The following is a 21,466-nucleotide window of genomic DNA, read 5'->3' as shown; positions in this document are numbered from 1 at the left end:
TTTGCTAATCTGTTATGTAGCCGCCGGCTTAAAAGATCAAACCGGTTATGTTTACATTCTCTCTCGAAAGCAATTATCCTCTTTTTACCATATGAGTATTTAAAAAGCTGATCCGAAAAGGTGTCTTCATTCCTTTCAGATCAGCTTTTTTATTTATGAAAGGCGGGAAGCCCGCACACGTTTTGTTTCCATGTCGTTAATGGTAAGTGTCTCAGGGTCAATCACGACACCGTAATCTTGCAATGCTGATTCAATGCTGACAAACTCGTTGAAGACGTCGTCCAGCACCTTTTCCGGTTCACGTTCCAGCGGATTCCCCCAGCCTCCGCCGCCTGCACGGTAAAATTGGATGATGCCGCCCGCAGGCATTTTGACTTCAAAAGCCGTTTCATCGATCTCTCTGGCTTCGTCTGTTCCATACCCGACGATCACCTTGTTGCTTGGTGCATCACCTGCTCCGCAGAAGCCTTTTGTTGTATTTCGGACCCCTGCCATCATGACGCTTGTGCGGCTTTCCTTTAAGTGCTGGATCTGAACGTCCAACCCGGGGGTGCCTCTCCATCGGCCTGCTCCCGTAAAATCGCTCGTATATTCATGCTTTAATACACGGCTCGGGTATTGAACTTCAGTCATTTCAATCGATGGCAGAATAACTCCTGTCATAACGGGAGGATAAAGTCCCCATCCGTCCGTTTCGTATGCAGCCCCCGCACCGCCGGTATAGCCGTAAAAATTCAGGTTCACCCACGGCTTCCCGTCGTCGTATTTTCCGTGAGAATAAGCGAGAGGAAGCTTATGGGCGTTCACTCCGACGCGTTTTGGCGCACATTGGGAAATGGCCTGGAGAACAGCCTCAGCTATTTCTGCCCCTACGCACGCAGTCGCGTGTCCGCACGGTGCCGGCAGCTGCGGGTTCACAACTGTTCCTACAGGCGCAGTTACTGTTACCGGATTCATATATCCTTCATTGATCGGAATATCCTCATCACAGCAAGTCGAAATACCGACAAAAGCAAACGAAGTCGTATTTGAAAGCGGGCTGTTGATGAAGCCCTTTACTTGCGGAGATGAGCCGGTAAAGTCAATGTGAAGATCGCTGCCTTTCACAGTCACCGTTGCGCGAACCTTAATATCGCGGTTGCCTTGAAAGTCGTGGTCAGCAAATGTTTCACCGACATAGGTGCCGTCCGGCCAGCTGCTGATTTCATCGCGAACCCTGTTTTCTGTATATTGAATCCGGTTGTCAATAGCCGTAATCACCTTTTCGGCGCCATATTTATCCAGCATCGTTTGGATTCGGGAGGCAGCGACCTTGCATGCCCCGATCATCGCATTTAAGTCGCCTTCAAGCCAATGGGAAAGCCGGTTGTTTGCAACAATTAAATCGAATACATCCCTGCGCTTATCTCCCCGCTCATAAATTTTTAATGGCGGAATCCGCAGCCCGTCATGCCAAATGTCTTTTGAGCGCGGATTGTACCCTCCAGCAACCGGACCTCCATTATCGGCCATATGACTTCGGACAGCAGGAAGCAGGATCGGCTTGCGATTATAAAAAACCGGCATGACGATTGTCCAGTCAAGGCTGTGCGAGCCTCCATGATACGGATCATTCACCAGAAGAATATCTCCAGGGTGAAGATCGTACCGAAAAGCGTCCAATAAATGGTCAACTGCGCCTACTACCGCATAAAGGTGCAGCGTACAGCCCGGGGCTTGCGCGACAAGGCGCGATTTTTTGCCGGAAAGGTCAAAGACGCCCGTCGTAAAATCGTGCGCTTCGTTAAACAATGGTGAACGGGCCGTTCTCGTAACAGTGGCGCTCATTTCCCTGGCAACCGCATCAAGAGAACCGCCGACCACCTGTGATAGAATAAAGTCCTGATTAATCATAGCTGCTCCTCCTTTTGAGAGTAGGTGAAGACGAGGAGCTCGCCTTTTTTCACATGTTGGTTTACCGTGCTTTCATAAAAGATTTCGTCATGATCTCCCGTTCTTGACAGAGATCCGTATTCTCCCCTTTCGCTACAAGGGAGAAGAAGGTTGAAATAAATATCGTCCTCCTGGTTAAGCAGAGACACTTTCATTTCCTCCCCATTGTCCGTCCACTCCCGGGAAACCATTTTAAAACCGTGGTAAAGCTCCAATTCCTCTGCAGAGACAAGCATCCGTTGACCAAATAAAGCAGGCGGCCCGAAGCCTTTTGAAGCTGAAGGATACCCGGGCGCCAGAACGATTGATTTCGTTTCGGCTTCCGCGCCAAGCTCCGGATAAAAAACGGCCTGCGGACCTGTCCCGTAAATCGGCGGAAATTCTTCATTCGTCCCTTGTCCGTTTTGAATGGCTTTATATACCGCTTCAGCGATGAAATGGCCGGTAATGCTTGGAGCTAATGCTGTCGCTGCAGGAAATTCCGGATCCAAAATCGTTCCCAGCCTCGTCTTCGTTTGAAAAGGTTGAAGCGTTCCTTCATTGATCGGTATATCATCTGCAATCCTCGCCAGGAACGGCCAAACGGCAAACGCCTTCGTTAAAGCGGCAGGTGAATTAACAGGCTTTACGGATTGCGCAGATGATCTGCTCAAATCGATCTCAACCGCATCGTCCTTCTTTGAGATTTGCACATGAATTATACTCTTGCTTCCTTTGGAAACTTCAAACTCTTGGACAGCGCTCATTTCAGTTTCAGGCAGGTGAGAGACATGATGCTCAACCCTTTTTCGGCTGTATTCAAACATGCTGTCGATCGATTCGGTCACTGTTTTTTGGCCGTAGCTGCCGAGAAACGTTTTCAATTGCTGTTTGGCGCCATGCAAACATGTATACATCGCTTCCAAATCCGCTTTAAAAGAAGCGGGCACCCGGCTGTTTGATAATAAGAAACGAAGAATATCGGTCTGCAGAACACCTTGCTTATAAAGCTTCACCGGCGTAATCCTAATATTTTCCTGCCATACTTCAAATGCATCGGGATGGAATCCGCCCGGATACTCGCCGGCCAAATCGATCATCTGAGCGCGGACAGCGGGGAAGAGAACGAGCTCTCCTTCAAGGAATAACGGCGCCGCCATGGTAAGCGACTGTCCTTTCGTTCCGCCGCTGTATGGATCTGCGACGAGCAACACATCTCCATCTGCGATATCAAATGAAAAATAGTCGAACAGATTTTCCACGCTTTCTTTTAAGGAAAACAAATGTTCAGGCTCATATTGATGTTGAACCGCGATTTTCAGCTCATTCGTAAAAATCGCTGTAGCAAATGCCCGGTCTTGTGAAAGCAAGGGAGAACGGGAGATGCGCTGCAAATTATCCCCGACTTCTCTGCCGATCGATTGCAGCTTGCTATAAAGAATTTGAGCTTGGATCATGCATTTCCACCTCTAGTCGCCTGTTGAGAGTGCTTTACTTCAATGACACAGTTGCGGTAAGAATCGATTAGCGCCTCATGTCCCGGATAAACAACAATGGTCGTACCCCATTGCTCAATGATGGCAGGACCGACAATCAGGTTGCCCGGCTCAAGCATTGATCCGTTGAAAATAGGCGTCCTCGTCGGTTCGATGTCAAAATACATCTCTCGTTCGCCCGTTTTCGCTTTTGAAGGGTCCTCCTGCTCAAACGGCTCCTCCTTAAGCTTTAACGGCTCTCTGACCCCAACCAGGTCAAGGCGAAGATTTAAAATTTCAATGTCGTGCTCGGGATCTTTATGGGCAAACATTCTTTCATGAAGGTCATGGAAATCTGCCGCCGTTGCTTCAAGATTCAATTCTGTTATTCTCCGCGTTCTCGATTTTACCGGTACGGTGACTTCATGGACTTCCCCGGCGTAGCGCATATCGATAAAGCGGCGGGTTTCATATTGATTGGTGACCGACTGGCCTCCCAGTTTTTCGCGGGCCGTCTGTTCCATCTTTTCAAAATCGGCATTCATCGCTTGCAGGTCAACGTTTTTCAGATTTTCAAAGCGCGTCCTGAGCTCCGTTACTTTAAGGTTTGCCGCCACATCGCCGAGCGCACAGAAGACCGGGGCAAGGGATGGAACAATAACGGTTTTAATGCCGAGGTCTTCCGCCTGCTTGCCTGCATGGATGGCTCCGGCGCCGCCGACAGCCATTAGGGCGAAATTCCTTGGATCATGACCCCGTTGTGTCGTCACAAAGTGGACTGCATTTGACATATCGCTGTTGACGATTTGTGAGATCGCAAGAGCGGCTTCCACTGTCGAAATCCCGAGCGGTTCAGCAATTCGTGTACCGATCGCCTTTTCAGCCAGTGAACGGTCAAGCTTCATTTCTCCACCAAGGAAGTTATCTGGGTTAATATAGCCTAAGAAAACATTCACGTCCGTAACTGTCGGTTCTTCTCCGCCTCTTCCGTAGCAGGCCGGCCCCGGATTGGAGCCTGCGCTTCGCGGGCCGACTTGTAAAGCTCCGCCGCTGTCAATCCAGGCGATGCTTCCGCCGCCGGAGCCGATCGTGTGGATATCCATCATCGGCAGAGCAACCCGGTATCTGCTGATCCAGTTCTCAGTCGTGATCGCCGGATTTAATTTTTCGATAACCGAGACATCGTAGCTTGTTCCGCCCATGTCTACGGTAATGACGTTCTCGTAGCCCGATTTTTCTCCGATAAAGGAAGCAGCCGTCACTCCTCCGGCTGGACCTGAGAGAAGGCCTCCTGCGGCAAATTTTCCGCTTTGAATGACATTTTGCACCCCGCCGTTTGATTGCATGACAAACAGTTCTCCGGCAAATCCGTCTTCGCGAAGCCGTTCGTCAAGATGGTTCAAGTAGCTTTGCATAGAAGGGCCGGTAAACGTGTTGACAATGGTCGTGCTCACCCGTTCAAATTCCCGAATCTGCGGCAGCACTTCATATGATAACGATACAAACATGCCGGGAGCTTCCTCATGAATAATCTCTTTAACGCGAATTTCGTGCGAAGGATTCATGAAGCTGAACAGAAAGCAAACAGCAACCGCCTCGATCCCCTCTTGGATAAACCCGCGAACCGCCCGGCGGACGGCTTCTTCATCAAGCTCAGTTACGACATTTCCCGTATGATCCAATCGTTCAGGAATCCCCACACGATACCTTCTTGGGACAATTTGATAAGGAGCTTCCAAGCGCGGAGAAAACACGCTTTCTTTGTACGCGCGACGGAATTCGATTTCGTCCCGAAAGCCTTCCGTTGTGAGAAGCCCCACCTTTGCTCCGTTATATTCCAGCAAAGCGTTAGTGGCAACTGTTGTTCCATGGACCACCAATGGACTATTGGCTAACAGATCCTTTACATCTATTCCGATGATTTCAGCCATTTTTTTAATCCCGTTCATGACACCATCAGACTGATCAGGGGTTGAAGGCGTCTTCGTCGAAACCATTTTCCCTCCTTTGTTGACAGCCACTAAATCTGTAAACGTCCCGCCGACATCAATTCCAAATACCCATTGGATTTTTTCATTCATCATTGAAAACCCTTCCTCCCTATCCGCTTAAAAACCAGACGATTCCTCTGTCGCTTCTCCGATTTCGTAACGTAGATTTAATTTCGTGAAAATAAATGTAAAAATGATATAAATCAAAAATGCAAGTATAGTAGAGTTAATCGGTCCGATACCGAACGTTATCTTTGAAGCGGTAAAACCTCCGATGATCACCGAAAGAATCGCCGCGACATTCAGCTTCGAATAAGTTGTTCCAGCCCCGAATCGATATTGTTTTTTCTTGATGACAGGTGCTGTGATCCAATGATCGGCGATCATCACTCCTGCGATCGGCGGAACATATAAACCTAAAAATGTTAAGAATGGCACAAACATATTCTGGACACCTAATAATGCAATGATGATGCCGATTACGCCCATGATCGCCACAAGTGCTTTCTTAGGAATGTTCACAACATTGCGAAGCCCCAGAGATCCGGTATACAAATTGTTATCGTTCGTCGTCCATTGTGCAAAAACGATGATGAAAAATGCCAAAAATCCAAGCCCGAGCTTGCTCATCGCGGCAGGAATATTCGGTGTTGACCCGATATCCGGAACATTCGCAGCAATGGCCATTGCTGCTCCTGCAACAAGACAGAAAACACCTCCAAGGAAATAACCGGCAGACGCACCTATTCCTCCTGAAACCGCTCCTTTTGCATATCTCGTCACATCAGGAAAAACAACCGCACCTAATGCAGCATTTCCAACTACGATTGTAATTCCGGCAAATATCGTCATAGGGTCTCCTGTCGGATGAAACGTCAGCAAGTTATGCCAGCTTCCAGAATAATTGACAGCACTCACGATGCCCCATATAGAAAAAATGACGACTAAAGGTACAGCGATAAAACTTAAAGCGGCAAGTCCGCGATATCCTATAAAAGCGGTAAGGATCATTAAAATACCGCCCCAAATGATGGCGACTTCAGGCTTTGCAAGCCAAACACCCGGAAACATTTCAGAAATGGTCGTGCCGAAAAAAGCAACCTGCCAGCCAAACCAGCCGATTCCCAGCGTCAGCGCCAAGACGATTCCAAAAAGGCCCGATCCGTAGCGTCCAAAAGCCTGACGGGCAAGAACGGTTGTCGATATTCCGTATTTTGCACCCATTACACCTTGAAAAAAGCCATAGACCGCAAGAATCAACATACCTAAGACGGCAGCCAAAACGGCGTGCGCAAAATTTAATCCCTGGATCAGCGCTCCTCCAGTCACAATCGTCGACAATGAGATAATCCAGGCACAGCTTGTAATCGTTATGTTAAAAATCGATTTTCTCTTATTTTCAGGCACTGATGTAACAGCAAAATCATCAGCATTTGTATAGGAAGGTTTTTTACTGTTGTTTTCCATTTTCATGCTCCTTCGTTTCATCATGTAGATCGTTACACCATATTCGTATCAATCGTTACCCCTCGTTTTAACGTATTGCCGATTGTACATGCCCTTTCAGCAGAGGTGATTAATTTGTTTTTATAGTCGGTCGGAAGATGCTCAGGCAATTTGACGCTAACCGTACATTTTTCAACACGGGACGGGCCATCGGGCGCTTTAGCGGCGGAAACAGAAACTGAAAACTCATCCTCCTGCACCTCTATGCAGTCCCTTTCAAACATCCTTTGCAAAGAAATGGTGATACACATCCCTAATGAAGCTTCCAACAGCTCAATCGGCGAAAGGCCGTCTGAATTCGGAGTGAAAGATCCCTTCGCCTGCATACCGGCTTCATGAAAAATCCCAAACTCTCCATTCGTTTTTCGAATAATAGACAAATTTAATTCCTCCTTTGGCCAATCAGCCCGAAAAATTCAAAATGAACCAATTCTTCAGTCATTTCATCAACTGAAAACTTAGGAACATAATTCAGATCATGCTTTGGCCCAAACAGCCATTTTGATAGTGTGCCCAACACAAGACTTGTTAACATGGTGGCCTGCAGATCAGTATTATGGGAGGAATTTAGCATGCCAAGCTCTGTAGCCCTTTGGATGTTCTTTTTAAATGCTTGTTCAACACTGATCAGCGCCTCTTCGATTGCCTCCCTGATATCCGGATCGGCGCCTTGTCCCTTGACTAATAAAAACGTCATTAAGTATCGGTTCTCCTGTGCAAACGTAAAAATTCTTTTCATAAGTGCTGTCGTGGATTGGATCATATCATCTGTAAGAGCAAACGTCTGCCTGTAGCCTTGATGAATGGCTGCAAGAAGGTTTTCTTTCCCCTTGTCTATGATTTCCTTGGCGATTTCTTCTTTGCTTTTGAAGTGCCAGTAAAAAGTTCCCTGTGCAACGCCGGCCTGTTTGACGATGTCTGAAATTTTTGTCGCGTGATATCCTTTCGTAGCAAAAATCTCAAGCGCGATATGTAGCAATTCCTCTCTTGTATCCGTATTTCCCAAGTGTTTCCCTCCTTACCCTGAAATCTCGATTGACAAGTCAGTCAGTTTTAGGGCTGTTATTCCTATTGGATTTGTAAGAATAATCTTATACAATGTTTTTTTCCTAGTCAAGTTGCTAACCTTTCCATTTTTCGCGCAATTACAAAATATGAGCAAAGTAAAACCTCTATTTCATTCTTTCATCCCTCTCACGGCACTGGATCAACCGGCTTTCGGTTTATTTTTTCAAGAGATTTGCAGTTTCATCGACTAATTCTAATAACGTTTTTTTATGATGTGATGATGAAACTTTTTGATGATCTAATTCCCGCAACCTGGAATAAATGTCTTTCCGCTCATTTTGGAGTTCGCGTATGGCTTGTATCTCGGCATTGTTCAGTTGTTCCAGTCTTAATCGGAGCGCCTCTCTTTCGTTGAACACGTTCCCACCCCCTAACAAAATATTACTTGTAGTTTATAGGACTTTTTTCAGTTTAACAATTCTTCTTTCTTAAAAATTTGCGTGTTCGATTTGGATGAACGGGATTTTGCCGGGATTCCAACTTACTTTTTATGGAGATATTTTACGGCTTTGAACACGAGGAACCGGACTTAAAAAGACCAAAGAGAACTCAGCCGGAGTCCTCTTTGGTTTTTTATCGCTACATCACCTTGTTGAATTTCAAAATCTTCTTGGAAGATTATTTTCATAAAAGAAAAATGATATAGATACAAAGCTGCAAATTTTGTATTCTTTTCATCAATCAGCTCTTGCATCATAGACTCCTTTTCGCCAAAATACAAAGTGTCCCTCAAAAACAGCAAGACTTCCCGCTTTGAAATAATCGTTCTAATTATCGCAAAAAGGAGTTTTTAAAAATATGATCATTTTAATACTAATAGCCGGTATTTTGGCCGGAATGGCCATTCCTGTTCAAACCTCAATTAATTCACGGCTAGGCATGAAAATCGGGTCTCCTTACGGGGCGGCGGCCATATCTTTTTTTGCCGGGACGCTTATCCTGCTCATTGTCGCCTTAGTGACAGAACGTCATTTTTTGTCTATCATCGGACTTCTCCCTTCCATCCCCTTGTGGATCCTCATTGGAGGCGGATGTTTAGGCGTTTTTTATTTAACTTCAAATATTTTGTTGCTTCCGCGTCTTGGATCAGCACTGACGGTTGTCGTCACTTTGCTTGGGCAGATGGTGATGGCTCTGGCCATCGATCACTTCGGATGGTTTCATATTCCCGTTCATGAATTAAACTTTCCTAGAATCATCGGCATTCTGTTCATCATCTCCGGGGTTTTCATTATCAAAAAATATGAATAGCAAGGGAGTTCATCATAGATGAAAAACAAAACGATGCACATTTTTCTTTACATGATGCTCGGGCTTTTTGCCGGAATGGCATCCCCGATTCAAACATCTATCAATTCAGAGCTGAGAAATGCTGTCCAATCACCTTTTATCGCTTCACTAATTTCGTTTTTGGTGGGAATGGTCATTCTTCTCTTTCTTACGTCGATCATTGAGCATCGTCGGTTATTTCATTTAAACAATTTACAAACAGCAAAAACCTATATCACGAGCAACCCTTGGTGGCTCTGGACTGGCGGAATACTTGGCGTCATCTTTATTACATCCAATATTTTGCTTTTACCGATTGTCGGAGCGTCGCTTACTGTTGTTTTAGCTTTAAGCGGCCAAATGATCATCGCCCTCATCATTGATCATTTTGGATGGTTCGGAACCCCCAAACACCGCTTGAATGTGCAGCGCATGCTGGGAATTGTCCTGATGATCACGGGAATTATCATCATTCAGCATTTTTGATGTCAGTCATTTTTGCACCTTCTGCCTGCTGGAATTCAGGCATTCGTTTGATTTGACAGCATTCACTTTAAAATGAATAAAAGGGCGGTGTCCGCCCTTTATTTACAGTAAGTTAGTTTACATAAAATATTTACAGTGAACTGATTTTAAGCAAATAAAAAAAGCCATTTTATTCAAATGACTTAAGTGAAGTGCTGCAATTGCCGTATGCAAGTAAGAAAGTTTTAAACCACACTCCTCAAAGTGGGTGTCTGCAGAAACGTTCCTGTCGTCCTTTCGAGGAAGGCATGACATTCCGGTTCCGATATAAAACTCCCTATTACAGCTTAAAGGTTAAAACTTAATTATCATTACGTACAATGCAGCGTAATTGAATTATATGATAAAAACATTCAAAATGCAACCTCTTGCCTAAAGAGAATATGACGCTCTATAATAAGTTGAATATTTAAAAAATTCTGCAATCTATCAGCGATCGTACAACCCTTCTCGTCCATCTGTTCATAGACTGTCTATTGAGGTGATGTCTTGTGGTAAAAATTTTTATCGATCCCGGCCATGGCGGGACTGATCCAGGCGCTTCAGGCAATGGTTTGCAAGAAAAACAGTTAACATTGCAAACCGCCTTGGCTTTAAGAAACATACTGCTGAATGAATATCAAAATGTTTCAGTCCTGTTGAGCAGGACAAGCGACCAAACCGTCAGTCTGACGCAACGCACGAACGCTGCGAACAGCTGGGGAGCGGACTACTTTTTATCGATTCACATGAATGCCGGGGGCGGGACAGGTTTCGAGGATTACATTTATCCCGGCGTCGGCGCACCTACCACCACCTATCGGGATATCATGCATGAAGAGATTTTAAAAGTTGTCGATTTCAGGGATCGCGGCAAGAAAACGGCCAATTTTCATGTACTAAGAGAAACAGCCATGCCCGCACTTCTTACGGAAAATGGCTTTGTAGACAATATAAGCGACGCCGAGAAACTGAAGTCATCCGCGTTTATTCAAACCATTGCCAGAGGCCACGCCAACGGACTCGCAAGGGCATTTAACCTTTCCAAAAACGCCGCAGCTCTCTATAAAGTGCAGATCGGCGCTTTCAGGACCAAAACCAACGCCGATTCGCTTGCCGCTCAAGCGGAAGCGAAAGGGTTTGATGCCCTTGTGATTTACAGGGACAGCCTTTACAAAGTGCAAATTGGCGCTTTTTCTTCAAAAGAAAATGCCGAAGCGCTCGTTCAGCAAGCCAAAAACGCCGGATTTGACGCTTTCATTTACCAGGAATAGGGACAATCATCAAGAAAAGCCCGCGATCTGTCTCGTATAGATCGCAGGCTTTTTTCATGCTTTTGCAGCTTTACTTTGAATCGCCGGCTTTTGCGTTTGATTCGATGCATGGCTGTTCAACACCATTCCGATAATCACAAGAACCATGCCGCTCCATGAGATGGCACCAGGAAGCGGACTTGAAAGAAGCAAAATTTCACCAGCGGCAGCAAACAGCACTTCAAACGATTGTGTGGCCTCGACAGCCCCTAATTTTCGCATATCCCCTTTTACAAGATCGGTTGCGGCAAAGAACAGCACAGTTGCGCATATTCCGGAAAAGACAGCCACCAAACCTGACTGAATGACTTGTCCCCGGCTGGGCACACCCGCCGACGCCAGCCCGTACAGCGAGAGGATCAGCCAAAACGGAAGGCTTGCCAGCGTCATCCCCAATACCCGCTGATAAGCATCAAGGCGCCCGGCGCATGCTTCCATCATTTTTCTGTTCCCAAGCGGATATGCAAATGAAGCCAACATAACCGGCACGACGCACAGCAGCATCCCATGTAATGAAAGCTGTGCCGCATGCTCAGCCTGCATCAGCGCCACCCCGATTAAAATGATCACCGACATCGCCAGCCCTTTATAGGGAATTTTGCCCCTCATCTGTACGGGACCTGTTTTTGTTTGGATGGTTTCGTAAAAAAGCGGCGCCAAAAGGGAGCCGGAAATAATCGTGATTTGCCATGTTCCTGCGATCAGCCAGCCCGGCCCGTAAGCCGCCGCAAAACAGAGCGGCGCATAAAAGAGGCCGAAGCCGACGATGCTCCATCTCAGCCAAATGCCCGGCGCTTTTTTAATTTCCTGAAAAAGCTCTTTTACGTTCCCCCTCAGCCAAACAATGACAAATAAAAGAGGCGCCATAAAGATAAATCTTAACGATGCGCTCCAGATCCAGCTTCCCCCTTCAAGCTCCATCGCCCTGTTTAAAACGAATGTAAAAGCAAAAAAGAAGGCTGCAAAAACGCCCAGTATAATCGGCCTCACAATCCCCTCACTCCTTTTCCTGATGTCCGGCCAATCGGTCTCCGAGACTGAGCCAGTTTTCCTCGGCAAGCCTGATGGCCGCATCCCGATCCCGCTGTCTGCAGGCATCGATGATGTTCTGATGCTGTTCGACAGATTTCAAGCTGCCGATCGAGGAAAACTGCGACATTTCAAGGCGGTAAATTTTCGAAGAAATTCTCTCCAATGCCCGGGTAATTTCCGGGTTTTTTGATGCTTGTAAAAACACCTCATGAAAAGCAGCATCCGATTCGATTGCTTCGATAATGTCTTCTTTTTGAATCGCTTGCTGCAACGTTTTGTTATGCGCCTCCAGTTGATCAAGGTCTGAATCCGTTAAAAAAGGAAACGACAGTTTGACAGCCAGCGCATGCAGTGCTGCAGTGACTGTAAAAGCATGTTCAGCTTCCTCGCGATTTAACGGTGCTACACGTGTTGCTGAACCCGGAACAGTTTCAACAAGTCCTTCATCTTCCAGTCGTTTGAGCGCCTCCCTGACAGGTGTGCGGCTGATGCCAAACTGCTCTGCAAGCTCCTGATCATGCAGGCGCTCCCCCGGCTTAAGTTCCAAATGTACGATGGTGCGCTTCAGCGTTTGATACACTTCTTCCCGAAGAGAAATTCGTTTGATTCGTTTAATGTTATTTTTCATCATAAAACCAATATATCGGATTTTGGTTTTATGCACAACCAAAAAGAGATTCGTTTTTATCAAATCCCTTTCACTTTAGCGGCGTATTTTTTTTTCGCCTGACAATCTTTGCAGATGCCGTACAGCTCCAATCGGTAATGTGTCACTTTAAATCCGGTCAGCCGTGCCGCGATGTCTTTTACTTTCTCAAGTTGCGGACATTGAAAATCGACGATCTTTCCGCATGCTTCGCATATGACATGATCATGTTCCTCTAGAGCCAGATCAAAGCGAAGCGGATCAGTAAAGCCCATTTCTTTTATAAGACCCTCTTGTTTAAAATAGCGGATGGTGTTGTATATCGTCGCTGTACTGACGGCGGGATAGACTTCCCTTAATGATTGTTGAATTTCTGCTATTGTGGGATGGTTCCTGTTGGCTAAAAAATAATGGTAGATGGCCAGCCGCTGCGGCGTCATTCGAATCCCTTTCTGTTTAAGCTGCGCCATCGCTTCCTGCTTTACATTCGTCTCGTTTTCCATACCTCTTTCGTCACTGCCCCTTTTTCCCTTGAATCTTCCGATATTCTTTACCCGGCGGCCTTAGAACCGGAGTTCTTTAGGTGTGGTGTTCATTTAATAAACGTTCTCCTTGATCCGATCAAAAGCCTGCCACGGCATCAGGGCACAGTTATGACGGGCCCGCAACGGATGGACGCCCATCAGGGAAACGGCATCTCCCAGCAGATCCTCTGCCGGTTCTTCTCCTTTTCTGATCATATTTTCCATCGCTGCACGCATTAGGCCGGCTTCTTTTAACGTCTTTCCTTTTATCAGTTCAGTCATGATTGATGAGGAAGCCATACTGATGCTGCACCCATCTCCGATAAAAGCTGCGTCTTCGATCTTTTCATCTTTAATGTCGATAAACAAAGTCATCACATCACCGCATGTTGGATTTTTGTAATGGACGTAATACGCGCCGTGTTTATCGATTTTTCGAAAATTTCGCCTGTATCTTGCATGATCCATAATGACGGACCGATACAGCTCTTCCAGTTTCGGCATGAAATGATGCTCCTTCCCTGTTAAACAGTTTATTTTGGTTGAAAGAACAAACGGATTCAGTTATACTTCCGTTGTTAAATCGTAATTATTACGATTTAATGATAACCGATCAAGCAGTTCAGCGCAAATGAAAAGACACAATGAAACTCCTCTTCTAATAAAGAGGCAGCTTGGTCAAACGCAAAGGGGGAAGGATTTTTATGAAGGAGCCAGACCGCATTCAACTCGATTCTTTTCAAATGACAATTTTGTCTGATGGAGCATTTCGAGTTTCAAGGGATTTCTTTTTGGCGGGAGGAGACTCCAAGGAAACAGAACGTTATCCTGAAGAATTTGAAGCAGCGCTGAACTTTGCCTTTCTGGAGACGAACGGCAAACGGATACTGATTGATACGGGATTTGGCGAAACAGGCGGACAAGAAAGCGGATACTTGATTCATCACATGACACAGGCGGGAATCAAGCCTGATTCTATAGACTATGTCATTTTGTCACACAGTCATTTAGATCATACGGGAGGTCTTCTGAATAACGGGAAACCCGCTTTTCCAAACGCTGTTCATCTGATCAGTGAAGCAGAATGGCTGTACGCAAAACAAACGCCGGCTTCTGAACAGTTTCGCATTCTGTCCGCTGTCCGGCCGCTTCTGAAGCTGCTGACAGAAGATACCGAACTGCTTCCCGGACTGAAACTGATCCATACGCCCGGACATACACCTGGACACTTGACGATTGAGTTACAAACAAAAGACGGGGTCTGTCAGATCACCAATGACGTATTTCACATTCCCGAAAGCATTTCCAATCCAAAGCTGCGGGTTTCGCTTGAGCATGACCCTATAGAGGGAGAAAAGACAAGAAGACTGCTGGTCCGGCAGGCTTATAGCGGCCAGGTCCTGCTTCACGGGTGTCATTTCCCCTACCCTGGTTTTGGGTTAATCGAAAAGCAGGGCTCACTTTTTCAATGGAAACCGGTTCAAAACGAAAAGAAAACTCGCTAAATCAGCGAGTTTTCCAATTTATACTAAAATATCAACGACAAACTGTGACCAAGATTCAAGTCTGTCATAGACGTTTTTTTCTTTCAGATCACTGGCTTTCATCCAGCGGCCGGCAATCTGTTCCTTTTCTTTAACTTCAACGTGGGCGCCCGGTTTTAATTCAAGCGCTGAAAGGATTCCGATATGTACTTCTCCGACGCTGTTTTCATCATCATTAATCAGTCCGAGCGTCACCATTTTTTCTTTATCTGATTCCTTAATCAGAAGCTCTTCATCAAGTTCGCGGTCTGTGTTTAACTTCAGAATACCGGAAAAGTCAAGCCCTTCGGCAAAGTTCATGTGGCCGCCGAAGCCGAGTGACAGCTTGTTGTGAAGCCGCGCTTCCCCTCCGCCTTCGAGCCGCTCGTATACAAATATTTCGTCGTCTCTTTTGATGACAACATAAGGGATCGGCTGTTTAAACGCAGGATCTTCTTCGGCGTCTCCCCTTCTCATTTCACTGAAGTGCTGTTCAATATGCGCCATGATCTTCCCGACCTTCTCGCCATCGCTGTTGACGCCTTGGAAGGTCAGCGTTTCATTTGCAAATACGTTTTCCCGCGGGACCACGAGAATGATTTCATCCATTTTTCCCATTGTATCCGTTTCCTCCTCAAAGTGAAAAGAGCAGATTCGTTCTGCTCTCATTTTGCCGTGTATCTATAACTGAAAGGCGGGGCTTGGGCGCGGATGCGCCCTTTTAGCCCGGCCGGCTTACTTATCGTCAAAGTAAAAATCGTCGTCTCTTAACGGTTCAACTGTTGCTTTTTTGTAGCCGTTCCCTTTCATTGAGAAGAAGTCATGTGACTTCGTTTTCGTATTCAACCCGTTCAACACGATCGGATTGATCTCTTCTTCTTCAAAATAAGCTTCAAAGCCAAGGTTCATCAGCGCTTTGTTGGCATTGTAGCGGATGAACTTCTTCACGTCGTGTGAAAGGCCGACCTGGTCGTACAGATCTTCTGTATATTCAAGCTCATTTTCATAAAGCTCTTTCAATAGATCAATGGCAAACGCGTACAGCTCTTCTTTTTTCTCAGGTGTCTGCTCATTGTAAATCTCCTGAGCGAGCAGGCCGACATAGACGCCGTGAATCGCTTCGTCCCGCAAGATCAGGTTGATGATTTCGCCGCTTTGCATCAGCTTGCCCTGTCCGTAAAAATAAAGCGGGTAGTAGAAGCCGCTGTAGAACAGGAAGCTTTCTAAATAAACGGATGCGACCATCGCTTTAAACAGCGAGATTTTATCGCCCTGGCGGATTTTCTCATAGAGTCCGACAATGACCTGAGCTTTTTTCTGCAAATATTTGTTTTGTTTAACCCATTCAAAGACTTCGTTGATCGTCTCTGTCGGGGCAAGCGTCATGAAAATGTTTGAATAGGACTTGGCGTGGACCGCGTTTTCCATCATCGCCATGAAGTTCAGCACCGCTTTGCGCTGATGCCCTTCCACATGCTCAGCGACAAGGGGCATTCCCGTGTTCCCCTGCTCTGTATCGAGTAGTGTCAGCCCCGCGAGCACCTTCATGTATGTGTCCTGTTCATTTTTACCCAAGTACTTCCATGTCAGAAGATCCCCATTAAGCGCGATCTCTTCCGGAAGCCAAAATTGCTTCACATTTTGGTTGTAAAACATTTGGGTAAAATCATCTTCATGCTTTGACCAGTTTGCTGCATCATAAATTTTCGTCACTTTCGCATACTCTCCTTTAATCAAACGACACAAGAAAGGCAGCCTTCTTGCCCTGTATCCTTCGTTCTTGCATAGTAAAGTGTTTTGATTCCTTTATGGTGGGCATAAAGGTCGATCCGGTTCAGATCGCGTGTCGTCATTGTATCTTTCAGGAACAATGTAAAGCTTATGCCTTGGTCAACGTGCTGCTGAATCGTCGAGATCATGTCGACAACTCTGAACATGTCCATATCATACGCTTCTTTATAGTAGAACCAGTTGCTCGGCGCAAGTCCAGGCATCGGATAGTACGTCTTGGAGTTGCCGTAAGTTCTTTCTTCAATCCGCTCCATGATCGGCATGACTGATGCTGTGCTTGACTGTACATATGAAATGGACCCGGTCGGTGCGATGCACAGTCTGTAGCTGTGGTACAATCCGTGTTCTTTGACAAACTGTTTCAGCTGCTCCCAGTCTTCTTTTGTCGGAATGTGCATGCCTTCAAAAAGCTTGGCCACTTTTTCGAATTTAGGCGAGAAATCTTGTGTCACATACTTTTCGAAGTATTCACCCGTTGCGTAAGCCGAACCTTCGTAGTTATGGTACGTCTCGCCTTTTGCTTTGGCGATCTCGGCAGACCGTTCAATCGAGTAGAAGTTCATCATCATAAAGAAAGTGTTCGCGAAGTCCCTCGCTTCCTCACTTTCGTAGGCGATATTGTTCTGTGCCAGGAATCCGTGCAGGTTCATCGCTCCAAGGCCGATGGATTTCATCGCTTTGTTCGCTTTTTTGACCGCCGGTGCGTTCGTAATGTTCGTCGTTTCAGAAACGTGTGTCAGCGAATCGGTTGCAAGCTTAACCGTCTGCTCAAGCGATTTGTTTTTCATGACGTTCAATATGTTCAATGAACCAAGGTTGCAGGAGATATCAAGGCCGATCTCATCTTCTTGACCGTAGTCTGTGTATGAAGAAACTTGTGAAGCCTGAAGAACCTCCGAGCAAAGGTTGGAAAATTTAACCTTAGAAATATGATTGTTCGCATGCGCGTTGTTGACATTGTCCTGGAACATAATGTACGGATACCCGGATTCCGATCTTAACATCGCAAGCTTTTCAAGCATCTTGCGCGGGTGGACTTTTTCTTTTTTGACGCGCGGATCTTCCACAAGCCTGTCGTACATCTCGTTCATGTCCATTTCATCGAGGTGCTCGCCGTACGCTTTATAAACGGTGTGCGGATAGAATACGTATGCCGCTTTATCCTCTCTTGCAAGCTCGATGAATTTGTCTGGAATGACGACTCCGATGGACAATGTTTTCACCCGGACATCCTCATCAGCCGAAATCTTCTTCGTATCGAGGAAATCGTTGATGTCACGGTGGAAAATGTTTAAGTACGCAGCGCCTGAGCCTTGTCTTTGTCCCATCTGATCAGCGTAGCGGAATGCGTTGTCAAGAAGCTTCATCACGCCGACGACGCCTTTTGTCGCGTTTTCGACGTCTTTGATCGCTTCGCCTTTCGCACGCAGTTTTGAAAGGTTTAACGATACGCCTCCGCCGAGCTTTGACAGCTGCATTGAAATATCAATCGCTCTCGAGATGTCGTTCAAGGAGTCATTGACTTCCAGGAGGAAACAGCTGACCAGCTCTCCGCGGCGTTTGCGGCCGGCATTTAAGAATGTCGGCGTGCTCGGCTGATACTCCTGGTTGATCATCATTCTGACGAATTCCTTCGCCTTCTCCTTATCCCCGTTTGCAAAAAATAAAGCTACGATAGAAATTCTGTCTTCATAGCGTTCAAGAATTTTTTTCTTGTCGTTTGTCTTCAGCGCATAGTCATTGTAAAACTTAAAAGCGCTCATAAAGGACGGGAATCTGAATTTTTTGGCGTAAGCCTCTTTGAACACTTCCTTGATTTCTTCGAACGTGTAGCGGCTTAAAAACTCTTCTTCATAGTAGTCATTCTTGATTAAGTAATCGATTTTCTCTTTCAGATCATGGAAAAATACCGTATTTTGGTTGATATAGTCTACAAAATAACTATGTACAGCTTCTTTATCTTTATCAAACTGGAATTTCCCGTCTTTTTGGATCATGATCTCATTGTTTAACTGGATCCATTTTGGCACTTGATTTTGTGACAACTCTTTCTACCTCCTGAGTAAACAGTTCAACGTCTTTGGCCGTCCCGCTGAGCTCAAATTTGCCGAGAATCGGAACCTGATACTGCTTCGAGATTTTTTCTGCGCTTTTCGCAAAATTGTCTCCCCACACTCTGTTTCCGCTTGCCGCAACTCCCAAAAGAAGATGGGCGTTTTTCTCAAGAAACATCTCAGTCGTTTTCGGAACTTCCCCAAACCCTGTCGTGTACGTGATCAAAACAAACGGTTCGTCTAGATACTCCTCTGTGCTGACTTTCCGTTTATTGCGAAAAGGCGTCTTATCCACAAAGCGCTGAACGTTTCCCGTTTTTGAATCAAATACGATCTGAATCATCATTATCACGACCTAGTAAAATTGTTTCCGAGTCTTTCAACTCGAACCTTACACAATATATAGTATACTATCATTCAAGAAAACACAATATATTGTGATCAGGTTGATGAAAGTTCACAATTTGCTTCAGCTTAGGAGGCCTAAGGCCAAAGAAATATGAGTAGAATGAGAGCCGTTCGCTCATCCTACTCACAAACCGAAATCTATCATAACACGAAAAAAATTGAGTTAGTAGACTAGACTTTTTCGCTTATTTTTTGTAAGTGTCACAGCACTTGTTCTCGCATACCTCTTTAATATCGGCTTCGATGCCGAGTTCCTTAAGAACTGACTGAACAGCCGTCATGATCGACGCTTCCCTGACAAGTTCTTTTCCGTTGACGAGAATACTTGTGCCGTATTCATAGCAGGAATCATCTTCACACGTCTCTTCCCAATGGTTGATGACGATCTTAGGTTTCATTGTTCGCTCATTCCTTTTCATTTTCAAACTGAATTGATGTAAACACTACTTAGTTTAGCGATTAGATGCCGCTTTGTAAATTTGAATGCCTCGGTCTTTCACAGGACGTATTGTTGGCGGCGTTTTAGACAGGATGTCCGGCAACGGCCGCAGTTGATTGTAAAGTCGCCTCGAAAACGACAAAATCCCAAAACAGTAAACTGTTTCAGGATTTTGTCAGGCAATCTGAAAAGACCATGCCAGGCATGGTCTTTTAGCCGTAAATCGCTATTCGAGTTCGAGCTGAACGTTTTTTTGCGGTGCAAACGTGGAAATGGCGTGTTTGTATATAAGCTGCTGCTTTCCTTCCGATTCAATCAACACTGTAAAGTTGTCAAATCCTTTTACTTGTCCGCGCAGCTGAAATCCATTCAGTAAAAAGACCGTGACAAATGTACTTTCTTTCCGAATCTGATTCAAAAACTGATCTTGAATATTTATCGATTTCATGTTTCTGGTCCTCCTTGTTTCTCTATACCATACTGTTTCGATTAAAGTTCGAGCTTTCCTGCTATGTAAGTGAAAATTTCCTGTTTTTTCTGCTCGATATTGACAGGGGGCGTCATGTCATACCAGGCGACATCCATTTGATTTCTGAACCATGTCAGCTGTCTTTTGGCATAGCGTCTCGAATTCCGCTTCAACGTCTCAACCGCCTCTTCCAAGGACGATCTGCCTTCAAGGTGCGCATAAAGCTCTTTGTACCCGATGGCCTGAACAGACTGGCAATTTCTTATGTTTTCATCATAAAGCTGTTTCACTTCATTCAGCAGCCCCTCATCCATCATCTGGTCTACGCGGCTGTTGATCCTGTCATACAGCACTTCCCGCTCCATCGTCAAACCGATGAGAGCCGTGGTGTATAAAAGCTCTTTCCGCTGGCCTTCCATATGTTCGGACATCGTTTTTCCTGTCGTATGGAGGATTTCAAGCGCCCTGATGACCCTTCGTTTATTGTTTGGATGAATGGTTTTTGCCGCTTCGGGATCGCGCTCTTTCAAAAGACAGTGAACATATTCGGCTCCCCTCTTGTCAGAGAGCGCCTCCATCTCCGCCCGGAACTCAGGGTCGCCCGCTTCCTCTGTGAATGAATAGTCATAAAGGACAGACTGAATATAGAGCCCGGTTCCCCCGACAATCATCGGAAGCTTACCCCGCCTGTCAATCTCTGCGATTTTTTGTCTGACGATCTCCTGATATTCAGCAACCGAGAAAGATTCCGTCGGTTCTTTAATATCGATCAGGTGATGTGGAACCCCGTTCATTTCTTCTTCTTTGATTTTCGCTGTGCCGATATCCATTTTTTTGTAAATTTGCATCGAATCTCCGCTGATAATTTCCGCATTCAAATGCTCGGCCAGCATCACGCTTAATTTTGTTTTACCGACAGCGGTCGGTCCGATCAAAACGATGACCGGCGGTTTCGTTTTATTCACTGCTGATCACTCTCTTTAAACAAGCTCCTCCCATTATACCATTTCACGTTCAAAAACATCCATTTCATTTTACCCGTTTTCATCATTTCCCAAACATTTCCTCACCAGCCTATCGGCTCATTTCCCACGATTTCTCTTGTGTAGCCTTTAAAAATATGCCGATGCCTTTCCTTCATTCCATCGCTTACATACACGACTCCGCCATATCTGATCGGGGGAGCCGCAGAATATGCCAGATAGGTCGTGCCCTCGATTTCATGATAGTGCGTGCCGTCCGCCCGCGGAATCGCGGGCCCCGTAATCGCGTAATACCTGTGGTAATGTCCCTTTTCGAAAGAAGTGATGCCGGAATAAAAATGAACGTGCCCATCTGTATTGCTCCCGTTTGCCGGCTGGGAAAAGCCTTCAATTAGGTGGTAATGGCCATTGGCAGTCGATGTTCTCGCCCTGTAGGCGTGGGCATGGGGAGGCGCTTTTGACCAATCCGACTGATACAGCGTCATGTTTCATTCACTCCTTTTTAAGGGCGGCTTCATTCAAAAATACGACGGGTGCCCAGGCAAAAACGGCTGGGCAGA

The 21,466-nt window shown here is 45.9% G+C and carries 23 protein-coding genes, 1 other RNA gene and 1 pseudogene; 4 read left to right on the top strand and 21 right to left on the bottom strand.

Going from position 1 to position 21,466, the window contains the following annotated elements:
* Positions 1 to 153: 153 nt before the first annotated feature.
* From MST20_RS04900 to MST20_RS04865, 8 genes and pseudogenes are all read right to left on the bottom strand, one after another.
* On the bottom strand, positions 154 to 1,893 hold the full coding sequence (locus tag MST20_RS04900) for a hydantoinase B/oxoprolinase family protein (RefSeq protein WP_243940453.1): 1,740 nt from the start codon (positions 1,891 to 1,893) through the stop codon (positions 154 to 156).
* The gene (locus tag MST20_RS04895) at positions 1,890 to 3,368 is read right to left on the bottom strand and encodes a hydantoinase B/oxoprolinase family protein (RefSeq protein ID WP_243940451.1); all 1,479 of its coding nucleotides are present in this window, start codon (positions 3,366 to 3,368) and stop codon (positions 1,890 to 1,892) included. The genes MST20_RS04900 and MST20_RS04895 overlap by 4 nt, the downstream gene beginning before the upstream one ends.
* On the bottom strand, positions 3,365 to 5,470 hold the full coding sequence (locus tag MST20_RS04890; protein ID WP_243940448.1) for a hydantoinase/oxoprolinase family protein: 2,106 nt from the start codon (positions 5,468 to 5,470) through the stop codon (positions 3,365 to 3,367). Before MST20_RS04890 ends, MST20_RS04895 begins: the two co-directional genes overlap by 4 nt.
* A 24-nt stretch (positions 5,471 to 5,494) precedes the next feature.
* Complete coding sequence (locus MST20_RS04885) at positions 5,495 to 6,844, bottom strand: cytosine permease (protein WP_243940446.1); 1,350 nt, start codon at positions 6,842 to 6,844, stop codon at positions 5,495 to 5,497.
* Positions 6,845 to 6,876: 32 nt separating this feature from the next.
* Positions 6,877 to 7,263, bottom strand: coding sequence for an OsmC family protein (locus tag MST20_RS04880; protein WP_243940444.1), 387 nt, complete (start codon positions 7,261 to 7,263; stop codon positions 6,877 to 6,879).
* 2 nt (positions 7,264 to 7,265) lie between these two features.
* On the bottom strand, positions 7,266 to 7,889 hold the full coding sequence (locus MST20_RS04875; protein WP_165427041.1) for a TetR/AcrR family transcriptional regulator: 624 nt from the start codon (positions 7,887 to 7,889) through the stop codon (positions 7,266 to 7,268).
* 298 nt (positions 7,890 to 8,187) lie between these two features.
* A pseudogene (locus MST20_RS21340) lies at positions 8,188 to 8,310 on the bottom strand (hypothetical protein); the annotation flags it as partial.
* Between the two features lie 170 nt (positions 8,311 to 8,480).
* Positions 8,481 to 8,645, bottom strand: a complete 165-nt coding sequence (locus MST20_RS04865) for a hypothetical protein (RefSeq protein ID WP_243940442.1) — start codon at positions 8,643 to 8,645, stop codon at positions 8,481 to 8,483.
* Between the two features lie 104 nt (positions 8,646 to 8,749).
* Between MST20_RS04865 and MST20_RS04860 the strand changes: the two genes are divergently transcribed.
* Together MST20_RS04860 and MST20_RS04855 are read left to right on the top strand one after the other, a co-directional pair.
* On the top strand, positions 8,750 to 9,202 hold the full coding sequence (locus tag MST20_RS04860; RefSeq protein ID WP_243940440.1) for a DMT family transporter: 453 nt from the start codon (positions 8,750 to 8,752) through the stop codon (positions 9,200 to 9,202).
* Positions 9,203 to 9,220: 18 nt separating this feature from the next.
* Positions 9,221 to 9,706 (top strand): DMT family transporter, encoded by a 486-nt coding sequence (locus MST20_RS04855; RefSeq protein WP_243940438.1) that lies wholly within the window; start codon positions 9,221 to 9,223, stop codon positions 9,704 to 9,706.
* 187 nt (positions 9,707 to 9,893) lie between these two features.
* Here MST20_RS04855 and ssrS read toward each other — a convergent pair.
* A non-coding RNA gene (gene ssrS / locus MST20_RS04850) (6S RNA) lies at positions 9,894 to 10,077 on the bottom strand.
* 159 nt (positions 10,078 to 10,236) lie between these two features.
* Between ssrS and MST20_RS04845 the strand changes: the two genes are divergently transcribed.
* Positions 10,237 to 10,998 carry an N-acetylmuramoyl-L-alanine amidase gene (locus MST20_RS04845; RefSeq protein WP_243940436.1) on the top strand — a complete coding sequence of 254 codons (762 nt, stop codon included), beginning with the start codon at positions 10,237 to 10,239 and terminating at the stop codon, positions 10,996 to 10,998.
* A gap of 54 nt (positions 10,999 to 11,052) precedes the next feature.
* Here MST20_RS04845 and MST20_RS04840 read toward each other — a convergent pair whose 3' ends face one another.
* The 4 genes from MST20_RS04840 to sufU all read right to left on the bottom strand — a co-directional run bounded on the left by MST20_RS04840 (position 11,053) and on the right by sufU (position 13,743).
* Positions 11,053 to 12,027 (bottom strand): DMT family transporter, encoded by a 975-nt coding sequence (locus MST20_RS04840; protein WP_243940434.1) that lies wholly within the window; start codon positions 12,025 to 12,027, stop codon positions 11,053 to 11,055.
* Between the two features lie 7 nt (positions 12,028 to 12,034).
* Positions 12,035 to 12,700, bottom strand: coding sequence for a GntR family transcriptional regulator (locus tag MST20_RS04835; RefSeq protein ID WP_075754710.1), 666 nt, complete (start codon positions 12,698 to 12,700; stop codon positions 12,035 to 12,037).
* Between the two features lie 56 nt (positions 12,701 to 12,756).
* Positions 12,757 to 13,218 carry a Fur family transcriptional regulator gene (locus MST20_RS04830; protein WP_243940432.1) on the bottom strand — a complete coding sequence of 154 codons (462 nt, stop codon included), beginning with the start codon at positions 13,216 to 13,218 and terminating at the stop codon, positions 12,757 to 12,759.
* 93 nt (positions 13,219 to 13,311) lie between these two features.
* The gene (gene sufU, locus MST20_RS04825; protein ID WP_243940430.1) at positions 13,312 to 13,743 is read right to left on the bottom strand and encodes a Fe-S cluster assembly sulfur transfer protein SufU; all 432 of its coding nucleotides are present in this window, start codon (positions 13,741 to 13,743) and stop codon (positions 13,312 to 13,314) included.
* A gap of 200 nt (positions 13,744 to 13,943) precedes the next feature.
* On the opposite strand from sufU, the gene MST20_RS04820 reads away from it, so the two are divergent.
* Positions 13,944 to 14,744: an MBL fold metallo-hydrolase gene (locus MST20_RS04820; protein ID WP_243940428.1), complete on the top strand. Its 801-nt coding sequence runs from the start codon at positions 13,944 to 13,946 to the stop codon at positions 14,742 to 14,744.
* A gap of 18 nt (positions 14,745 to 14,762) precedes the next feature.
* On the opposite strand, the gene MST20_RS04815 is transcribed toward MST20_RS04820, so the two are convergent.
* The 8 genes from MST20_RS04815 to MST20_RS04780 all read right to left on the bottom strand — a co-directional run bounded on the left by MST20_RS04815 (position 14,763) and on the right by MST20_RS04780 (position 21,391).
* Entirely contained in the window at positions 14,763 to 15,380 is a 618-nt protein-coding gene (locus MST20_RS04815) for a hypothetical protein (protein ID WP_243940426.1), read from the bottom strand.
* Positions 15,381 to 15,497: 117 nt separating this feature from the next.
* Positions 15,498 to 16,475 (bottom strand): class 1b ribonucleoside-diphosphate reductase subunit beta, encoded by a 978-nt coding sequence (nrdF, locus tag MST20_RS04810; protein ID WP_243940425.1) that lies wholly within the window; start codon positions 16,473 to 16,475, stop codon positions 15,498 to 15,500.
* Between the two features lie 20 nt (positions 16,476 to 16,495).
* On the bottom strand, positions 16,496 to 18,598 hold the full coding sequence (nrdE, locus tag MST20_RS04805; RefSeq protein ID WP_243940423.1) for a class 1b ribonucleoside-diphosphate reductase subunit alpha: 2,103 nt from the start codon (positions 18,596 to 18,598) through the stop codon (positions 16,496 to 16,498).
* Complete coding sequence (nrdI, locus tag MST20_RS04800) at positions 18,555 to 18,950, bottom strand: class Ib ribonucleoside-diphosphate reductase assembly flavoprotein NrdI (RefSeq protein ID WP_011197997.1); 396 nt, start codon at positions 18,948 to 18,950, stop codon at positions 18,555 to 18,557. Before nrdI ends, nrdE begins: the two co-directional genes overlap by 44 nt.
* Before the next feature lie 250 nt (positions 18,951 to 19,200).
* On the bottom strand, positions 19,201 to 19,413 hold the full coding sequence (locus MST20_RS04795) for a hypothetical protein (RefSeq protein ID WP_020451502.1): 213 nt from the start codon (positions 19,411 to 19,413) through the stop codon (positions 19,201 to 19,203).
* Between the two features lie 267 nt (positions 19,414 to 19,680).
* The gene (gene hfq / locus MST20_RS04790; protein WP_020451500.1) at positions 19,681 to 19,902 is read right to left on the bottom strand and encodes an RNA chaperone Hfq; all 222 of its coding nucleotides are present in this window, start codon (positions 19,900 to 19,902) and stop codon (positions 19,681 to 19,683) included.
* A 41-nt stretch (positions 19,903 to 19,943) separates the two neighbouring features.
* Positions 19,944 to 20,888 carry a tRNA (adenosine(37)-N6)-dimethylallyltransferase MiaA gene (gene miaA / locus MST20_RS04785; protein WP_243940421.1) on the bottom strand — a complete coding sequence of 315 codons (945 nt, stop codon included), beginning with the start codon at positions 20,886 to 20,888 and terminating at the stop codon, positions 19,944 to 19,946.
* Between the two features lie 101 nt (positions 20,889 to 20,989).
* Positions 20,990 to 21,391 carry a YmaF family protein gene (locus tag MST20_RS04780; protein ID WP_243940419.1) on the bottom strand — a complete coding sequence of 134 codons (402 nt, stop codon included), beginning with the start codon at positions 21,389 to 21,391 and terminating at the stop codon, positions 20,990 to 20,992.
* Between the last annotated feature and the right edge of the window lie 75 nt (positions 21,392 to 21,466).

This window comes from Bacillus sp. B19-2, from assembly GCF_022832475.1.
GTDB classification, from domain to species: Bacteria; Bacillota; Bacilli; order Bacillales; family Bacillaceae; genus Bacillus; species Bacillus paralicheniformis.
Note: the sequence above shows the minus strand (reverse complement) of the source record. Positions and strands in the feature narration are given on the sequence as shown.